The sequence below is a fragment of the Arthrobacter sp. TMN-49 genome (assembly GCF_054511095.1).
This window is the reverse complement of sequence record NZ_JBTNDH010000010.1, coordinates 39,043-55,979: the sequence shown is the minus strand read 5'-3', so window position 1 is coordinate 55,979 and position 16,937 is coordinate 39,043. Positions and strand designations below refer to the sequence as shown.

The window sequence follows — 16,937 nt, the reverse complement described above, 5'->3', positions numbered from 1 at the left end:
CGCGCCATGACCCGGGTTTGGTTGGCCCGGGCGGCTGTTGAGCCGTCTGCTGCGCAGTCAGAACTCCTGACACCGGCGGAACGGACAGTGGTGTCGGCCAAGCGGCAGCCCCTGGACGGGTACCGTTCCGCCACTGCGCGGGTGCTGTTGAAACTTCTTCTGGCCCAGGAATTTGGTATCGATCCGTTGAGCGTCAGCTTGCTGTCACCTGCAGGCCACGGTGGCAAGCCGGTGTTGCGCTACGCGCCCACACCCGGATTGGATCGGCCGTTGCGGACCAACGTTTCCCATGCCGGCGGGCAGGTCATCGTGGCGCTGACACAGGGGGAAAGCGTTGGTGTGGACGTGGAGGAGCACCGGGCCACGGATTTCAGCGGATTTGATGACATTGCCCTGTCTGAGCGGGAACGCTCAGTGGTGGCCAGCCTGCCAGAGCCCCGGCGCGCCCAACAGCGGGCAGAATTCTGGGTCCGCAAGGAGGCAGTGCTCAAAGCCCTGGGGGTGGGTCTGCGGCAGAACCCGGCGAAGCTGTGTTTTGCCGGTGCCGCAGCACACTCCACCGCCCAGCTTCCTGGCCACCCGCCCGTGGCTGTGCAACTACTCCACGCCCCGCCAAACTACTCGGCAGCCGTGTGCGTGAACGGCGCGGAGCCTCTCAGTTGTCATGAATCGTCATTCTCCGCAGCTGAAATCACCAATTACGCAACAAAAACATGCCCCATTAGGAAGTAAGGTTAGCCTGTGCTAAGTTCTTGAACGGCAAGCACCCGGAAACGCGGCGCTTGAACACCTTACGGGTCATCAGTCCACACCACCATGCACCATCCTTCGAGGAGACAATACTGTGAAGTTCCCACGCACAATCCTGCCCCTGTTTGCAGCCTTCGCTGCGGCCGGCATAGCCCTCAGCGGCTGCTCCGGGGCTGGTGAGGACGCGTCAGCCAAGGCCGGCGCAACCCCCGTGGCCAGCGAATCCTCCTGGCCGCGCACCATCACGCATGAAGCCGGCGAAACAGTGATCCCCGCCCAGCCCAAGAACATTGCCTCCACCTCGTTGAGCGTGACGGGCACCCTGCTGGCCATTGACGCCCCCGTCACCACCTCGGCAGCCACCAACCCCAGTGACGTCACCGACAAGCAGGGCTTCTTTTCCCAGTGGGCCGACGTGGCCACCGAGCGTAACGTTGGCGTGCTGTACCCCAGCCTCGAGTTTGATCTCGAGGCTGTGGTGGCGGCTGCCCCCGATCTAATTGTTGTATCCACCTCGGGTGCTGACAGTGCAGCTGACCACTACAAGGAACTCAGTGCCATTGCCCCGACCATCGTGGTGAACTATGGCGATAAGTCCTGGCAGGACCTGGCCCTGGAGTTGGGCAAGGCAACGGGCCAGGAGAACGCAGCCGGTGCGGCCGTCGCCAAGTACGACGTGCACGTCAAGGAGGTAGCTGCCAAGATCAAACTGCCGGCCGGCGAATCCAATATCGTCAGCTTCAACGGCGCAGGCCAGGATAATGGCGTCGCCCAAAAGACCGGCAGCCACGCCAAGGTGCTCGAATCCCTGGGCTTCACGATCGCCGACATCCCCGAAGGCCTGGACACCAGCGAGCAGGCCCGCCAGGACTTCGCGTTTGTCTCCTTTGAAAACCTGACGAAGGCGGCCGCCGGCAACACGGTGTTCCTGCTCAGTGCCGACGAATCGCTGGTGAAGACCTTTGAAAGCGAAAAGGTGCTGGCCAACCTGCCTTCGGTCAAGTCCGGCTCGGTCCACGCCATGGGGCCCACGTCCTTCCGCCTGGACTACTACAGCTCAACCCAGCTGGTAGACCTGTTGGGCAAGACCTTCAGCTAGAGCATCACGGCAGAGTCGCCAAGGGCCTGTGGCCATGGAATCCAGAAATTGGATCCCATGGCCACAGGCCCTTCGTGTGCAACTGGTGGCCATGCCATGGCCACAGCGAATGAACCGTCAAGCGGACTGGCAGCGGATGGGCCCCAGTTTCGTCCGGACAATCATGAAGTTTGTGGACCTCATAACACCACGCGCCTAACGAGACTGTTGAATCGCGGCCAGTTGCTGGGCCAGTCCGTTCATGACAATCTGCAGCCCATATTCGAAGGCTTCATCTGCCCGCTGTTGCGTGCCCTGTGGTGGCGTCGCGAGGGCGGCCGCCAAGGCAGGTTCGGCCTGGTCGCCCGGCGTCCACACCACTTCCGGCGCGGCGACGTCCAGCGCCGAGCCGAGCACGAAGCTGTCCAGGGTGGTTATGGCTTTCAGTACTTCTGCCGGATCAAATCCAGCCAACGTGAGTACCTCAGCGAGGAGGTTGTACATCCGTGTGGTGGCGGGGTGAGAGACCGGGTACGCGGTCAGCAGCGGAATGAGCCGGGGGTGGCGGGCATAGCTGTTGCGGTACTGCCGGCAGGTCTCGCTGATGGTTGCGTACCAGTCGGAATCGTGGTGGGGCAAGCGAATGTGATCGGAGGCTAATCCGCGCATGAGTTCGACGATTTCTGTCCGCCCAGAAACGTGATTGTAGAGCGAGGACGGCCGGACTCCCAGCTTTGCGGCCAACGCGGGGATGGTGAACTCCCCGCTGTGGTCGACCAGTTCCAAGGCGCCCTTGGCGATTCGATCCACGGATAACAGCGGCGTCAACGGGCGGGCCATGGCTCTCCTTGGGTAGGTGCCGAGTAGATGGCAGCTGGTTGCCACTCGGGTTCTTACCGTTGAATCTACCAATTCCCGAGCCGGGACCTTGCATCCTGCCGCCATTGGCCCCATACTAAACGAATGCCATTCGTTTTACGTGATCCACATCTCATTTCCGCCAATCCCGCAGGAGCGTCAGCATGATCGAAATAACCGCACTTGTTCCGCCGACCTCGTTCGCCCGCGTCGATGAATCCCATCGCCTCCCGTTGCGTGTGGGCATGGTGCAACACCGATGGCAAGCTGACGCCGCTGCGCTGCGCGCCGAGCTGGGCGATGGAATTGCCCGCGCCGCCGGGCACGGCGCCGCGATTGTGTTCCTTCCGGAGCTCACCTTGTCCCGCTACCCGGCAGATACCATTCCGACGTCGGCGCCCGGTGCCACCGCGGAGGATCTGGCTACTGGACCCACCTTTGCCTTCGCAGCGGAAGCCGCACAGGCGAACGGCGTCCACGTGCATGTCTCGCTCTATGAAAAGGCCGATGCCGGCGACGGGCTGGGATTCAATACCGCCATCCTGGTTTCCCCCACCGGGGAGCTTGTCGGCCGAACCCGGAAACTGCACATCCCGGTCACCGAGGGATATTACGAGGACAAGTATTTTCGCGGCGGCGACAACGAGGAGCCCTACCCGGTCTACAGCCTCAAGGACCTCGACGGCGTCCGGCTGGGGATGCCCACCTGCTGGGATGAGTGGTTTCCCGAAGTGGCCCGCCTCTACTCCCTGGGCGGGGCGGAACTGCTCGTCTACCCGACAGCAATCGGCTCAGAACCAGCCCATCCCGACTTTGACACGCAGCCGCTGTGGCAGCAGGTCATCGTCGGCAACGGGATCGCCAATGGACTCTTCATGGTGGCACCGAACCGCTACGGCGACGAAGGGGCAGTGACTTTCTATGGCTCGTCGTTTATCTCCGACCCGTACGGACGGATCCTCGTCCAGGCACCGCGCAACGAGTCCGCCGTCCTGGTGGCAGACCTGGACCTTGACCAGCGCAAAGACTGGCTGGATCTGTTTCCCTTCCTTGCCACCCGGCGTCCCGACACGTACGCCCGTTTGAGTGAATCTGTGAACATTTTGCGGCCGCACGGCAGCCATGAGAGCCAATTTGCGCAGCAGGGGCGAGCATGAGTTGGCGGATGCCGGCGGAGACCGCATCGCAGGAACGCATCTGGATGGCGTTCCCTGTTGACGGCTACACGCTGGGTGAGACGGCAGCTCAAGCCCATGAGGCACGCTCAACGTGGGCCGCGGTGGCTCACGCGGCGGCCGTGTTTGAGCCGGTCACGATGGTGGTTGACCCGAGCGCAGCTGCGGTTGCCCGGGAATACCTCTCGGCAGATATTCACATCGTTGAGGCGCCGCTGAACGACGCCTGGATGCGGGACATCGGGCCAACCTTCGTCATCGACGACGGCGGCAACCGGCTCGGCGCCGTCGACTGGGTCTTCAATGGCTGGGGCCAGCAGGACTGGGCCGCGTGGGATAAAGACACCAAGATCGGAGTAGCAGTGACGGCCGGCGCCGGAGCCATGCCGGTACCTTCGAAACTGGTCAACGAGGGCGGCGGCATCCATGTGGACGGCCGGGGCACCGTGCTGGTCACGGAGACGGTTCAGCTTGATCCGTTCCGCAACCCCGGAGTGAGCAAAGCTGACGTCGAGGCAGAGCTGGCTCGGACCCTCGGAGCCAACAATGTGATCTGGCTGCCGCGCGGTCTCACCCGCGACTCTGACACCTTCGGCACCCGCGGCCACGTCGACATTGTCGCGACCATTCCTTCCCCCGGCGTCTTGCTGGTCCACCGGCAAACGAACCCGGAACACCCGGACTACACGATCTGTGCGGAAATCATTGATCACCTCTCCGGCACCAGGGACTCGGACGGGAATCCTTGGCGCATCGTGGAACTTCCCGCACCCTCAATCCTGCGGGACGAGGAAGGATTCGTCGACTACAGCTACGTTAACCACCTTGTGGTCAACGGGGGTGTCATAGCGTGCAGTTTCGGCGACGTTGCGGACCAAGCAGCGGTGGAAATCCTCCGCGCCTGCTATCCGAACCGCCGGGTCGTCACCGTAGACGCCCGTCCACTTTTTGCCCGTGGCGGTGGAATCCACTGCATCACCCAACAACAACCCGCGTTACCCGCTGCGTCCACTAACTTCGCGCGGTAAACCATTCGGCGACCACATACATCAGAAAGGCGACAAGATGTCACCGCAACCAGGAACACTGCAGCGCCGGCTGAAGCTGCGCCATGTAGTCTTCATCGGCCTTGCCTACATGTCACCCTTTGCGGTGTTCGATACCTTTGGTATCGTCACCGAAGCGACCAACGGGCATGTCCCGGCGTCATACATCATCGTCACGATCGCGGTAATTTTCACCGCCTTTAGCTATGCCAAGATGGTGCGGATCTACCCCTCGGCCGGCTCGGCGTACACCTACACCCGCAAGACTATTAATCCGGGCGTGGGATTCCTTGTTGGTTGGGCGTCGCTGCTGGACTACATGTTCCTGCCGATGATCAATGCCCTGTTGGCTAAGATCTACCTCTCCGCCCAGTTCCCCGACGTCCCGGGCTGGGTTTGGATCGTGGGCCTCATCCTGCTCGTGACTGTGCTGAACATTGTGGGCGTGAAGATCAGCGCTTCCGCCAACATGATCATGGTCGTCTTTCAGGCCGTCGTCGCCGTCGTCTTCGTAGGCCTCGCCATTAGGGCAATCCTCTCGGACAACGCCCTGCAGTTCTCTCTTGCCCCCTTCTATGCGATGGATATGGACACGGCAAGTTTGATCGGCGGCGCGTCGGTGCTGGCCCTAGCCTTTCTGGGCTTCGACGCTGTCACGACCGTTTCCGAGGAGACCGTCGACGCCGAGAAGAACATGCCACGTGCGATCATGTGGGTGGCAGCACTCGGCGCCCTTTTCTTCGTCACGGTTACCTACGTCATGCAGATCCTGGTCCCGAACTTGGCGTCCCTGGAACGCATCACCACGGAAACGGAGAGCGCATCCGCGCACATTGCCCTGTTCATTGGCGGCATTGCCTTCCAAACAATCTTCCTGGTCGGAGCGGTCTTCTCAGTACTGGCCTCCGGTCTCGCCTCACAGACAAGCGCCTCCCGCTTGCTGTATGCCATGGGCAGGGACGGGATCCTGTTCAAGCGATTCTTCGGCTACATACATCCGCGGTTTGGGACACCAATTTTGAACATTCTCGCCATCGCGTTGATCGCCATGACGGCACTGATGCTGGATCTCAACTCAGCGACGTCGCTGATTAACTTCGGCGCGTTCACGGCCTTCGCCTTCGTGAACTTATCTGTCATCGCGTTCCAGCTCTGGCGCAAGGGCCTGCGGTCCGATCGGTCAACGATCGGCTGGATCGTGGCGCCGGGCGTTGGGTTCCTGATCAATGCCTACCTCTGGGCCAATCTGGATCCGCTGGCCATGACGGTAGGCGTTGTATGGACCTTGCTCGGCGTCGTCTATCTCCTGTGGATCACCCGAGGATTCCGACGGCCCACACCAGAACTGGCTTTCGATGAAGCCGAGGGGACACCGCAACGCGAGACGGAAGTCGGAGCCGAGGTGACTGCCTCACGGGCCGAAGCTGGAGACTCAAACCCATTGAAGTAGGCGCCCATTCAGCACCCGCACACCTGTATGAACAACCTGCCCCGCATCCCTTGTCCCGGGGTGCGGGTTGGTGCGTCGTGCCATGTGGCAACGCCGTTTCAACTTGTCTGTACATGAACGCCACTCAAACAAATGTTCACGAATGGGTATCCGCCAGTTTGTCAGCCGTTGGCAAGTGATCCGTAACCTTCAAGAGTCCGCTCAGGGAAAATCCCTGCGGCAAGCAGACTTGAAAGGCAACATCACACAATGAATCTCACACGCCGCTCTGTCTCCACAGTCTTGTTGAGCATGGCGCTCCTTACCGGATCGTTGGCTTCCTGCTCGGCTCCCGCCGACTCAGCCAACTCCGATGCTAACGCAGGAGCCTCGGCCGAAAAGTTTGCCGTTGACGCAAACACTCTTGTTTTTGGTGTTGTCCCCGACTCGGTGGATACCGAGACCAACTACACCCCCTTGATGGATTACATCGAAAAGCAGACCGGCAAGAAGGTTGAGTACCACGAGTCAACCGACTACGCCGCACTCATCGAAGCCGCCAACGCCGGCAAGATCGACGTCGCCTCCTTCTCAGGCTTCACCTACGTCACAGCATTAAACCAGGGCGCCAAGCTCACCCCCGTATCCTCGATCGTCACCGAGAAAGGCGCCGAGCCGGGCTACTTCTCCCAGGCAATCGTCCCCAAGGGCAGCGACATCAAGGACATCGCCGGCATGAAGGGCAAGAAGGTTTGCTTCGTGGATCCTTCCTCCACCTCCGGCTACCTGTTCCCCAGCTACAACCTGCTCAAGGCAGACATTGACCCCAAGAAGGACATCACACCCGTCTTCGCCGGCAAACACGATGTCAGCGTGCAGAAGACTGCCGAAGGCGTTGAGTGTGAAGCTGGCTTCGCCGAGGACAGCGAAGTAGTCAAGAGCGACAAGGTCACAGTCATTGGCGAGACCAAGGTACCCGGTGCCCCCATTGTTGTTTCCTCGGTTCTGCCCAAGGACGTCCAGGCGAAGTTGACCAGCACGTTGAAGGAAGTCTCCATCGACCAGATCATTGCGGCCGGTATAAAGAACGCCGATTCGGAAGCATTCCGCAGCGTGTTCCACGAAACCAAGCCCGTCACGGATGCCTACTACGACACCATCCGCGACATCTGCAAGACCACCAACGCCACGCAGTGCCAGGCAAAGTAAGCACCGGAAACTAGGAGTAAAACCATGGGCCATCCCCAAAGCTTGCCGTCATCTGCCACTGCCGGCATTGAACGCGACAGGACAGTAAAAGTTGCTTCTCTCACCAAGCACTTCGGTGAGAACAAGGCGCTCGACGGCGTCGGCTTCGAGGCAGGCCGCGGAGAGCTCGTGGTTTTGCTCGGCCGCTCAGGATCCGGCAAGTCCACCTTGCTGCGACACTTGAACGGCTTGGAAGTCCCCACGTCCGGCCAGGTCCAGGTCCTCGGCGAGGAACTGTCCAGCCTGACCGGAAGTTCGCTCCGCCGCTTGCGCAGCCGCGTCGGCTTCATCTTCCAGCAATTTGAGTTGGTGCCCTCCCTCACCGTGCTGGAGAATGTGTTGACCGGCTCGCTTGCGGCGGTCCGCGGACCACGCCTGGGCTTGATTGGCTACGGCAAGGCCCGCCGCCTCACGGCCCTGGAACACCTTGAAACTGTGGGCCTGCTGCTGCTGGCTTACCAGCGTGCAGACACTCTCTCCGGCGGGCAGCAACAACGCGTTGCCATTGCCCGGGCCCTCATGCAGGAACCGGAAATCCTGCTGGCCGATGAGCCGGTAGCCTCCCTTGACCCCGAGTCCAGCGACCAGGTGATGAACTTGATCCGCGACATCGCCCGCAGCAAGGGTCTCACGGTGGTGTGCAGCTTGCACCAGGTTGATCTGGCCCTCTCATGGGCGGACAGGATTGTGGGCCTGCGCCACGGCAAGGTTGTCCTGAACACGTTGACCGAAGACCTGACCCGCGAAGAAGCCATGGGCATCTACGGCCAGGTTGCGACCGTCACCAGCGAGTTCCGGGCCATCGCCGAGGAACTTGACACACCCGGCCACCGCGAGCGTATTGCCCGCGACTTGGCACGGGCCTCAGCAAGTGCCGGAGCGGGGCGGGACACACCATGACCGCCGCAGCACTTACCCCCGGGCCGGTTGGCGGAGTCGCCGCCCGCGCCCCTCGACGCAAACTTTCACCGGAGCGCATCAGCGCCTCGATCACCTTAGTAGTCCTGCTTGTACTAGCAACCCAGGCCCTCATCTCCATCGACATCTCGATCCCCAAGATGCTCGAAAGCATGGACAACGCCGAACGTTTCTTCATCCGCGTTGGCGGCGTGACGTTCCCGCCGGCGGGGGAGTTGCTCCACCTGACGGCGCTCACAGTGGGCCTTGTCCTGTGCGGCACGCTCCTGGCAGCCGTCCTTTCGGTACCCGTGGCCATCCTCTCGGCAGCCAACACCACCCCCGGCCCGGCCTGGCGCTGGGTTGGCCGGTTCGTGGGCGTGCTCACCCGAGCCGTGCCCGACGTCGTCCTGGCCATGGTCTTTGTCCTCATGTTTTCCCTTGGTGCACTGCCGGGTATCTTGGCCATCGGCATCCACTCGGTCGGCATGATCTCCAAGATGTTCGCCGACGCCATCGAACAGGTGGACGAAGGTCCGCGCCTGGCCATCCGCGCCGCCGGCGGCACCAAAACGCAGGAGTTGGTCTCGGGCATCCTGCCGCAGGTCCTGCCGTCGTGGGTGGCCACGGTGCTGCACCGCAACGACATCAACCTGCGCGGCTCGGTCATTCTCGGCTACGTGGGCATCATTGGCCTGGGCCGGGAAATGTCCTACGCCTTCAAGGGCATGGACTACTCGCTCGGCATGGGTTACGCGGTCATCATCTTTGCACTCTGCGTTCTCATGGAGATCATCTCCAGCTCGGTGCGCTCGGTCATGCTGGGCCACGCACCCACAGGCCGCGGCATGGGCGATCGCCTGGTCCGCCGCTTCGGCAAGAAATCGGCGCGCGAGACCACGGTCAGCGCCGTGAGTTTCGCCGGGCCGGCGCAGGCGCTGGTGCGCCCGTGGACTAATGCTCGACGACGCAATGCAGTTTGGGGGGTCACGACAGTTCTGGTGGTGATAGGCAGCGTTGTCATCAGCGATATCCAGTGGCGCGACTTCATCACCTTCTGGGGCAAGGTTCCCGCGATCGCCGTGCAGTTCTGGCCACCGAGCTTCGGCAGCTACGAATACACCACCATGTTGGATGCCATGTGGAAGACCGTCGCGATCGCCTTGGCAGCAACCTTCCTGACGTTGCTGGCCTCCGTGGTGATTGGCTCACTGGCCGCCCGCAATGTGGCGCCGAACGGTTTCATCCGCAGTGGCAGCCGCTTCATCCTGGTGGTCATCCGCGGCATCCCCGAAGTCATCCTGGCGATCGTGCTGATTGTTGTCACGGGTATGGGCAGCCAGGCCGGAACACTCGCCTTGGCCATCTGCGGTGTGGGATTGCTGGGCAAGCTGGTCGCCGACTCCTTCGAAGAGGTCGACCCCGGTCCCGAGCGCGCACTCACAGCAACAGGAGCCACACGCCTGCAGGTCTTCGCCGGTGCGACGTTCCCGCAAGGCGTACGGTCCTTGATTGGCCACACCTTCTATCTGCTGGACACCAACGTCCGTGCCGCAACCATCCTGGGCATCGTGGGCGGCGGCGGCATTGGCTACTACCTGCTCAACGCCGGCCAGGGCTCCAAGTACGGCGTGGTCACGGCCATCGTCATCATGATTCTGGTCACTGTGTTGGTAGTTGAAGGTTTGGCCATGTGGATGCGCCGGGTGTTCCGATGACCCCCACTACAACGCCCATCTGTCAGGGCTCACGGGTGACCCTGATGCCACCACCCACGGCCATGGCGTGGATCAAGCATGGCGCCAATCACCAGCTCATGGCAGTGCCTGAGGTCTATTTGGCTCCGGGGGATGCCCTCATTGAGGTCGAGTTCGCAACAGTTTGCGGCTCCGATCTTCACACCGTGCATGGCCGCCGCAGCGCCCCCGTGCCCCTGGTCCTGGGACACGAGCAAGTGGGCAAAGTCGTTGCCGTGGGGGAGGGCGCCCTCCGCGCCGACGGCCAGCCGCTGGCCATCGGAGACCGCGTCATCTGGTCCATCATGGTTAGCTGCGGCAACTGCGACCGCTGCCTCAAGGGAATCCCGCAAAAGTGCCGTCAACTGGCCAAGTACGGCCACGAACAAGTGCGCCACGGCTGGGAACTCAGCGGTGGCTTCGCCACTCACGTTCATCTGCGAGCCGGTACCACCATTGTTCCCATGGCAGAGTCCATGCCGCGTGAGATTGCGGCACCGCTGTCCTGTGCGTCGGCAACGGCCGTAGCCGCCATCGACGCCGCGGCTGCCATTGTGGATCTGGACGGGGCCACCCTGCTTGTCACGGGCGCTGGTTTGGTGGGTCTCACCGTTGCCGCTGCAGCGACGGACAGGGGAGCGCGCGTCATCGTCTCAGACCCTGACTCGTCCCGGCGCGCCAACGCCCGGCGATTCGGTGCCGTTGAAACCGTTGATCCGATGAGCCCGGCTGCGCTGCCCGATTCACTCGAAGCTGTGCGGAATCGTCTGGGCCTCAACGACGGTCTGGAGGTTGCCATCGAGGCGTCCGGATCCTCGGCAGCCGTGGCCCAGGCCATCGACTGCCTGGACATCGGCGGCGTCGCGGTTCTGGTGGGCAGCGTGCACCCCGCAGGCCGCGTTCCGCTTGACCCGGAAGCTCTGGTTCGGGGCCTGAAGACAGTTCGGGGTGTCCACAACTACACGCCACAGCACCTCATCGACGCCGTCGCCTATTTGGAGCAACGGCACTGCGCCTACCCCTTCGCCGAACTGGTCGGCACCAGCTTCCGGCTGACCGAACTGGACGCCGCGATCGCCGAAGCGACCACCGGCGGCCACGTGCGCGTGGGCATCATCCCCTAACTTCTCCCGCGTCACCGCGTCACCGTCACTGGACAGATAATGCCTTCAAGACAGCATCTTGAGGGCATTATCTGTCCAGTGACGCACCCAGACCTTCACGTTGGGCCGCCAACAGCTAGTGCACGTCCTGGCTGACCTGTTCGTGGTTGTCCAGGGCAGCTTCGGCTTTGGCTTGCTTGGCGGGTGCCATGAAGGCTGCAATCACGGCGATTCCAAGGGAAACGAACGCTGCCACCATGAAGCCGCTGCTGAAGCCGCTGGATTGGGCAGCAATTGCGTCATTACCGGCCTCGGCCGCTGACAAGGTTCCGGCCGTCATGACACCAATCAGCAAGGCTGTGCCCGCTGCGCCACCCAATTGCTGAAGGGTGGAGAGCATGGCGGAACCGTGGGAGTGCAGCGAATGCGGCAAAGGGTTTAGCCCTGCTGTGAACGCGGGAGTGAAAATGAACGCCAGCGCAATAGACATCAGCAGATGCAAGCCCACGATGATGAGCAGCGGGGTGTTTTCATCCAGCCGGGTGTAGCCGAACAGGACGGCCGACAGGAGCAGGCCACCGGGAATCAGCAGCGGCCTGGCACCAACCTTGTCGAACAGCTTTCCCACGAAGGGCGCCAACAGGCCCATCAGCAGCCCGCCCGGAAGCATCAGCAGTCCTGTGTTCAGGACCTCCAGGCCGCGCACGTTTTGCAGGTACATGGGCAGCAGGATGATCACACCAAACAGGGCAACCATGGCCATGACCATCAACGCCAGCGCAAGGGTGAACTGGCGGTAGCTGAACGGACGCATGTCCAGCAACGCGCCGTCGTTCCGCTGGAGACGGAGCTGAAGAAGCACAAAGCCAAGCAACGAAACCAGTGACACAACAAGAGCCGCAATGGCCAGCTGCTGGGTGGGTGCATCGACCGAACCAATGCCGCTGAGCCCGTACACCAAACCGCCGAACGCCGGAATGGAGATAAGCACGGAGGGGATGGAGAGCTTGGAGGCAACTCGCTCGGATGCGGTGGGCAGCAGGCGTGAGCCCAGGATCAGCGCAAGGACTGCAATGGGCAGCACAAACAGGAACATGAAGCGCCAAGACAGCGAGTGCAAGATGATCCCGGAGAGTGTAGGGCCAATGGCCGGGGCCACGGAGATCACAATGGACACGTTGCCCATCACGGCGCCGCGGCGGTGCGAAGGGACGAGGTCCAAAATGGTGGTCATCAACAACGGCATCATGATGGCCGTACCCGAAGCCTGGATGACGCGGGCCACCAGCAGAACTTCAAAGCCCGGTGCCAGCCCGGCCAGGAGCGTTCCGGCGGAAAACAGCCCCATGGCCAGGATGAAAACCGTCCTGATGGGGAAGCGGGTGAGCAGATAACCCGTTGCCGGGATCACCACTGCCATGGTGAGCATGAACGCAGTTGCCAACCATTGGATGGCGGAAGCTGAGACATCGAACTCGTGCATCAAACGCGGCAGGGCCACGTTCATGATGGTTTCGTTCAAAATCACAACGAACGCCGAAACCAACAGCACTGTAATAGTGGTGCGGTCCCGTGCTGACAGCCGTTCGGGCGCAGTTGTGTGGGGTTGTGACATGGATGGTTCCTGATCCTGACGATGAAAAGGTGGACTGCCGGGACACCGCAAGGCGAATATGTGCACATGCTGGTCGGCCCACTAGTTAGTAGCGCTCTCGGAGCCGTAACTATTCCCGCTCTTAGAACATTCTTTCGCGAGAAGCTTTCGGCGCGTTCACCAGTGTTAATGGGCACCCAATCCGAACACCGCCGAAGGTGGCGACCGCCTGCACAGTTGCGAATCGCTGCAGGTTCCTGACACGGGAAGCGGCCACTTCAGGTGGCCATGCTTCGCCCCATCGACTGCCGTAGTTGATCGGTCGGCCCCTGCTCATCAAGGTAGATTTCACGTGGGAACGTGGGACGCCGGTAGCCGTTCATGCACCCACACTAGCCGTCAGTATTCCGCCCAAGTAGCAATCCGCCGGTCCGATGAGAACCCTAGCTGGGAACATATGTCGAGTCACGTCTCAACAGAATGCAGGTCGAACCCTACAACTCGGGATGTCTGGGGTCCTTGCCTCTCTCACGCCAGTAGTCATCCCGCTGCTTCCGCACGAACCATGCGAGGTAAGCCACCATTGCCACCGCAATCAGGCCTTGGAGGATGACGATGATCCACTGCCATTGGTCGCGAAACTCTGTTGGAAGCCACGCAGGAATCACGAACAACGTCACGCCTAGGACCAAAGTATGTATTCCTGGAAAAGCCCGAGCTTCCGTTGTTGAGGAGAATTCATGGCCAACCTATCGATTCCGATACAGAAAGACGATCGTCTATTGAGGATGGTTCTGGTTCAGACTGTAACACTGGTCCTGATTTGAGCTGCCTTGCAGTGTTCTTGACGCCCGTAGGACTCTCGTCCCGCAAGACGGAACATTTGCCGGAACAAGGAGGAGCCGTGCTCAACCATTTTCTTTGCCAGGCAAAGGTCCTCCAGCGAGAAAGGCCTGATAGTCGTCCAGTGTGTCAGCGTCAATAGATGGCTGCTCGTTGCTGTATCGGCCATCGGTGCGGTTTCGCTTTGGACCCGAGATCCAGTAGTCTTCGCCGGTCTCGACGTCGAAGAAGTTTGAATCGTGGTTCGCATGCGCGTATCCCGTCACTCGGTGAAGCACAAGATCGCGGAAGTATGCCGTTCTCCAAGACTTCGAGAATCGGATCCGCGCTATCCATGCCGGCCCCACCCAATCGCGCATTGGCTCGTTCGGCGCCTACGGCGGGACTTTTTATGAGGGGATCCGCTGTGGACACTGCTACGTGTCCTGGCGACTTCGGGGCAGATCAACGACGTCGTGGCTGAGCTTCTCCCTGTGAGCAATTTGACGGAGGACCAGGGTCGTTGCCATGGCGAGCATAGGTGAAGTCCGCTGAGGCAAACAAGAGCGCCGTAGCGATCAGGAGAAACCATAACGGAACGTGTGTTCCCGGCGTGGTGAGTATCTGGGCTTGAGCGACGAGGTTCATGACACAAGCGCTCATGACCAGTATCAGTGATCGCCTGTTACCGGCAGGAAGCTTCATGCGAGCCGTTAGCGAACTGTACGATCCGAGAATCCGATACACAACTATTTCGGATGGGCACCGCCCGCGCCATGAGGGGAACCTTGAACGGGCCTCCTGCCGCTGGGAGAAGTCTGGTTGCCGGTGCGGATCAGTTGCCGAAAAGAGTCTTCTTCATTGCATAGTTGGTTAGCTGCATGCCGACCTTCACAGGGTGTTGTTCTGCCTCGACGACGAATCCGTAGCGCTCGAAGAAGGGACGGGCCGTGATACTGACATCGGCGGTCAGCTCTGTCAGGCGATCTGCGCGCGCGTGGGCTTCCACGTGGCCGAGCAGTTGCCGTGCTACCCCGAGTCGTAGGTAGCGTGGGGCCACGAACATCATGTCTATATACCCTTGCGGGTCGACGTCGGTGAAGCCCGCTGGCTCTCCATCGACGGTTGCCACGTAACTGTTCCGCTCGTGCATCGCGGCGTGCCAGGTGGATAGTTCGCGCGCTTCTGGCCGTGCCCACGCCTGAATCTGCTCCGACGAGTAATCGGCGGCAGCTGTTTCGGTCACCGCGGCAAGGAAGATCGCCAAGGTATCTGCAGCATCCGCGAGATGGTAAGGACGAATGGCAACTACTGGCACATTGGTGTTTGTTTTCAAATCCACAGAACTAGCATCCCACTTCGACAGATCATGACCGAGCGGAATTTGTCGTTTCCGGTAGCCGAACCTTCTATAGGACACGTTTTCGGCGTTACCAAGCCATCATTGTCAAAAGTCGCGCCGCCTACCTCATGGCACCTCTTCCTTGCCGTTGAAGGCGGAAGCCGACCGTGATGTGGGGAAATCCAACAAGGCCTGTGTCAGATGACTCTGCTTGTTCCCCCAGGCTACGGACTTGCGCCAAGACTCCGCGTTGGTCGGATCGTTGCGCGACGAAGGCCCACGAGCTGGCAAGCCGAACGAGTTGGTCGACCGACAGTTCGTAATTGAAGGCGAAATCCTTACGTTCAAAGGTGCCTCGTCCGCCAAACTCTCCGGGTACGGTTCGGGTTTGGTCGGAGAGAATACCGTCCGGCTCAACGATGGCGGTGAGGGCCTTCACCCACTCGCTGGTACGGTCCCAGGTGTGCCAGGCCAGTCCCATCATGCCGTCTTGCCTAAGTACACGATCACATTCAGCGATTGCCCGTTCGGGGTCTACCCAATGCCAGGCTTGGAGGCAAGCAATGGCGTCGACACTCTCGTTTCCTAGAGGGATGTGCTCTGCCGAACCGCTAGCAGCGGCGATGCGAGCCGCGACGCCGGGCGGGAGTTCCTCACGGACCTTCCGGAGCACGGACAGCATCTCTTCGGCAGTATCGACAGCGGTGACGGCGTGTCCTAGGGTTGCGATCGTCCGGGTTCCTAGGCCTGTGCCGGCCCCCAGATCCAAGACATCCAGCCGGTCGCCGGGCACAGGTGACCCCAACAGCCATGAAACCACCTCCGAAGACCACGCAGGTCGAACATCTTCGTGCAGAACAGCACTGTGGCTGAAAGCTGACGGCACGCTATGGATCTGATTCATGCCTGCCAGCCTAACGAGTACCAAGTTGGGGTCAGTCCTAACATCCCCGAATCAATTCACCCGACATGAGCAGTTCCAGGCACTATCGGCCGGTCCGTATTCGGAACGCAAGCGGGGCCTCATCCTTCGAGTGGCCGTGTCATGGACTATAGGGATAACCGTCGGCGGTGCTAGCGATGAGTATCCCCAGCGGTTGTGAGCGCGTAGAAGCGGGAATACCGCCAGCACCGCAATCAGGACAGGCAGCATGATCCATACCCGAATCAGTCTTACCACGGTGAGAGCCGAAACAATGATCAGAACCACATTGACCACTTCGTGGGCGAGAAGGAGGATCGCAAAGGGCCACAGGGAACAAGCTAGCTAATTCACTTTGCTGTACTAATTAGTTGCCTCGCGTTGCTTAGAGCTTGAGACGGATGGTTACTGCGCAGTGGCCGTGGCAGTGGGGGCAGTCGTGGCTCCTGTGGTCGACTCGTGGGGGAATCTCCCCATGGTGGCAGGCGGGCTGGCGCTCATTGCCTTGGGCGGAATTGGCGTGTTCAAAACCTTCGCACGTGGCCGTGGCGCTATGCTTCAAGCCGTTCCGCCGTCAGCTGCCAGAAGTCGCAAATTTCTCCTCTTCGCCGGCCTCACGGCTGTTAACCCGGCAACGCTTGTCTATTTTGTTGCGTTGACGGGTGGCCTGGGCGGAGCGCTTGGCTCGTTCAGCGCCTCTCTGGCGTTTGTGCTTGGAGTTGCCGTGGCTTCCCTCTCATGGCAACTTGGCCTCGTTCTGATAGGGCATGCTTTTCGCGGCAGAACCACAGACCGCGCCCAGCTCCGGCTGAATGTGGCCGGTCATTCGCTAGTCCTGGCCTTGGGGCTTGCCGCCATCGTGGCCAGTGCAACCACCTGACGCTTCACCGGCGCCGGACCCTCATAGTGGGCCAGCGGTGCATCGACATCAGGACGA

Annotated in this window: 15 protein-coding genes; 10 read left to right on the top strand and 5 right to left on the bottom strand. The window is 61.1% G+C overall.

What is annotated here, in order from left to right:
- Positions 1–6: 6 nt before the first annotated feature.
- Entirely contained in the window at positions 7–732 is a 726-nt protein-coding gene (locus ACX80E_RS06490) for a 4'-phosphopantetheinyl transferase family protein (protein WP_459301089.1), read from the top strand.
- Between the two features lie 112 nt (positions 733–844).
- On the top strand, positions 845–1,849 hold the full coding sequence (gene fepB / locus ACX80E_RS06485) for a Fe2+-enterobactin ABC transporter substrate-binding protein (protein WP_459301088.1): 1,005 nt from the start codon (positions 845–847) through the stop codon (positions 1,847–1,849).
- Positions 1,850–2,044: 195 nt separating this feature from the next.
- Here the strand turns inward: fepB and ACX80E_RS06480 are convergent, their stop codons facing one another.
- Entirely contained in the window at positions 2,045–2,668 is a 624-nt protein-coding gene (locus tag ACX80E_RS06480) for a TetR/AcrR family transcriptional regulator C-terminal domain-containing protein (RefSeq protein WP_459301087.1), read from the bottom strand.
- A 182-nt stretch (positions 2,669–2,850) separates the two neighbouring features.
- Between ACX80E_RS06480 and ACX80E_RS06475 the strand changes: the two genes are divergently transcribed.
- From ACX80E_RS06475 to ACX80E_RS06445, 7 genes are all read left to right on the top strand, one after another.
- On the top strand, positions 2,851–3,843 hold the full coding sequence (locus ACX80E_RS06475) for a nitrilase-related carbon-nitrogen hydrolase (RefSeq protein WP_459301086.1): 993 nt from the start codon (positions 2,851–2,853) through the stop codon (positions 3,841–3,843).
- Positions 3,840–4,889 carry an agmatine deiminase family protein gene (locus ACX80E_RS06470; RefSeq protein ID WP_459301085.1) on the top strand — a complete coding sequence of 350 codons (1,050 nt, stop codon included), beginning with the start codon at positions 3,840–3,842 and terminating at the stop codon, positions 4,887–4,889. The genes ACX80E_RS06475 and ACX80E_RS06470 overlap by 4 nt, the downstream gene beginning before the upstream one ends.
- Positions 4,890–4,926: 37 nt before the next feature.
- A complete protein-coding gene (locus tag ACX80E_RS06465; protein ID WP_459301084.1) occupies positions 4,927–6,357 on the top strand; it encodes an APC family permease in 1,431 nt (476 codons plus the stop codon).
- A gap of 249 nt (positions 6,358–6,606) precedes the next feature.
- The gene (locus ACX80E_RS06460; protein ID WP_459301083.1) at positions 6,607–7,545 is read left to right on the top strand and encodes a phosphate/phosphite/phosphonate ABC transporter substrate-binding protein; all 939 of its coding nucleotides are present in this window, start codon (positions 6,607–6,609) and stop codon (positions 7,543–7,545) included.
- A gap of 24 nt (positions 7,546–7,569) precedes the next feature.
- Entirely contained in the window at positions 7,570–8,484 is a 915-nt protein-coding gene (gene phnC, locus ACX80E_RS06455) for a phosphonate ABC transporter ATP-binding protein (RefSeq protein WP_459301082.1), read from the top strand.
- A complete protein-coding gene (gene phnE, locus ACX80E_RS06450) occupies positions 8,481–10,199 on the top strand; it encodes a phosphonate ABC transporter, permease protein PhnE (RefSeq protein WP_459301081.1) in 1,719 nt (572 codons plus the stop codon). Before phnC ends, phnE begins: the two co-directional genes overlap by 4 nt.
- Entirely contained in the window at positions 10,196–11,341 is a 1,146-nt protein-coding gene (locus ACX80E_RS06445) for a zinc-binding dehydrogenase (protein ID WP_459301080.1), read from the top strand. The genes phnE and ACX80E_RS06445 overlap by 4 nt, the downstream gene beginning before the upstream one ends.
- Positions 11,342–11,456: 115 nt before the next feature.
- Here the strand turns inward: ACX80E_RS06445 and ACX80E_RS06440 are convergent, their stop codons facing one another.
- The 4 genes from ACX80E_RS06440 to ACX80E_RS06425 form a co-directional block, all read right to left on the bottom strand.
- A complete protein-coding gene (locus ACX80E_RS06440) occupies positions 11,457–12,935 on the bottom strand; it encodes an MDR family MFS transporter (RefSeq protein ID WP_459301079.1) in 1,479 nt (492 codons plus the stop codon).
- A gap of 121 nt (positions 12,936–13,056) precedes the next feature.
- On the bottom strand, positions 13,057–13,251 hold the full coding sequence (locus tag ACX80E_RS06435) for a DUF6226 family protein (RefSeq protein ID WP_459301078.1): 195 nt from the start codon (positions 13,249–13,251) through the stop codon (positions 13,057–13,059).
- Positions 13,252–14,571: 1,320 nt separating this feature from the next.
- Positions 14,572–15,078: a GNAT family N-acetyltransferase gene (locus ACX80E_RS06430; RefSeq protein ID WP_459301077.1), complete on the bottom strand. Its 507-nt coding sequence runs from the start codon at positions 15,076–15,078 to the stop codon at positions 14,572–14,574.
- A gap of 121 nt (positions 15,079–15,199) precedes the next feature.
- Positions 15,200–15,982 carry a class I SAM-dependent methyltransferase gene (locus ACX80E_RS06425; protein ID WP_459301076.1) on the bottom strand — a complete coding sequence of 261 codons (783 nt, stop codon included), beginning with the start codon at positions 15,980–15,982 and terminating at the stop codon, positions 15,200–15,202.
- 457 nt (positions 15,983–16,439) lie between these two features.
- Between ACX80E_RS06425 and ACX80E_RS06420 the strand changes: the two genes are divergently transcribed.
- The gene (locus ACX80E_RS06420) at positions 16,440–16,880 is read left to right on the top strand and encodes a hypothetical protein (RefSeq protein WP_459301075.1); all 441 of its coding nucleotides are present in this window, start codon (positions 16,440–16,442) and stop codon (positions 16,878–16,880) included.
- Positions 16,881–16,937 lie beyond the last annotated feature (57 nt).

Coding starts and splice junctions, on each gene's coding strand:
- ACX80E_RS06490 (WP_459301089.1), top strand. CDS start 7: ATGACCCGGGTTTGGTTGGCCCGGGCGGCTGTTGAGCCGTCTGCTGCG.
- ACX80E_RS06480 (WP_459301087.1), bottom strand. CDS start 2,668: ATGGCCCGCCCGTTGACGCCGCTGTTATCCGTGGATCGAATCGCCAAG.
- ACX80E_RS06475 (WP_459301086.1), top strand. CDS start 2,851: ATGATCGAAATAACCGCACTTGTTCCGCCGACCTCGTTCGCCCGCGTC.
- ACX80E_RS06470 (WP_459301085.1), top strand. CDS start 3,840: ATGAGTTGGCGGATGCCGGCGGAGACCGCATCGCAGGAACGCATCTGG.
- ACX80E_RS06465 (WP_459301084.1), top strand. CDS start 4,927: ATGTCACCGCAACCAGGAACACTGCAGCGCCGGCTGAAGCTGCGCCAT.
- ACX80E_RS06460 (WP_459301083.1), top strand. CDS start 6,607: ATGAATCTCACACGCCGCTCTGTCTCCACAGTCTTGTTGAGCATGGCG.
- phnC (WP_459301082.1), top strand. CDS start 7,570: ATGGGCCATCCCCAAAGCTTGCCGTCATCTGCCACTGCCGGCATTGAA.
- phnE (WP_459301081.1), top strand. CDS start 8,481: ATGACCGCCGCAGCACTTACCCCCGGGCCGGTTGGCGGAGTCGCCGCC.
- ACX80E_RS06445 (WP_459301080.1), top strand. CDS start 10,196: ATGACCCCCACTACAACGCCCATCTGTCAGGGCTCACGGGTGACCCTG.
- ACX80E_RS06440 (WP_459301079.1), bottom strand. CDS start 12,935: ATGTCACAACCCCACACAACTGCGCCCGAACGGCTGTCAGCACGGGAC.
- ACX80E_RS06435 (WP_459301078.1), bottom strand. CDS start 13,251: ATGAGCAGGGGCCGACCGATCAACTACGGCAGTCGATGGGGCGAAGCA.
- ACX80E_RS06425 (WP_459301076.1), bottom strand. CDS start 15,982: ATGAATCAGATCCATAGCGTGCCGTCAGCTTTCAGCCACAGTGCTGTT.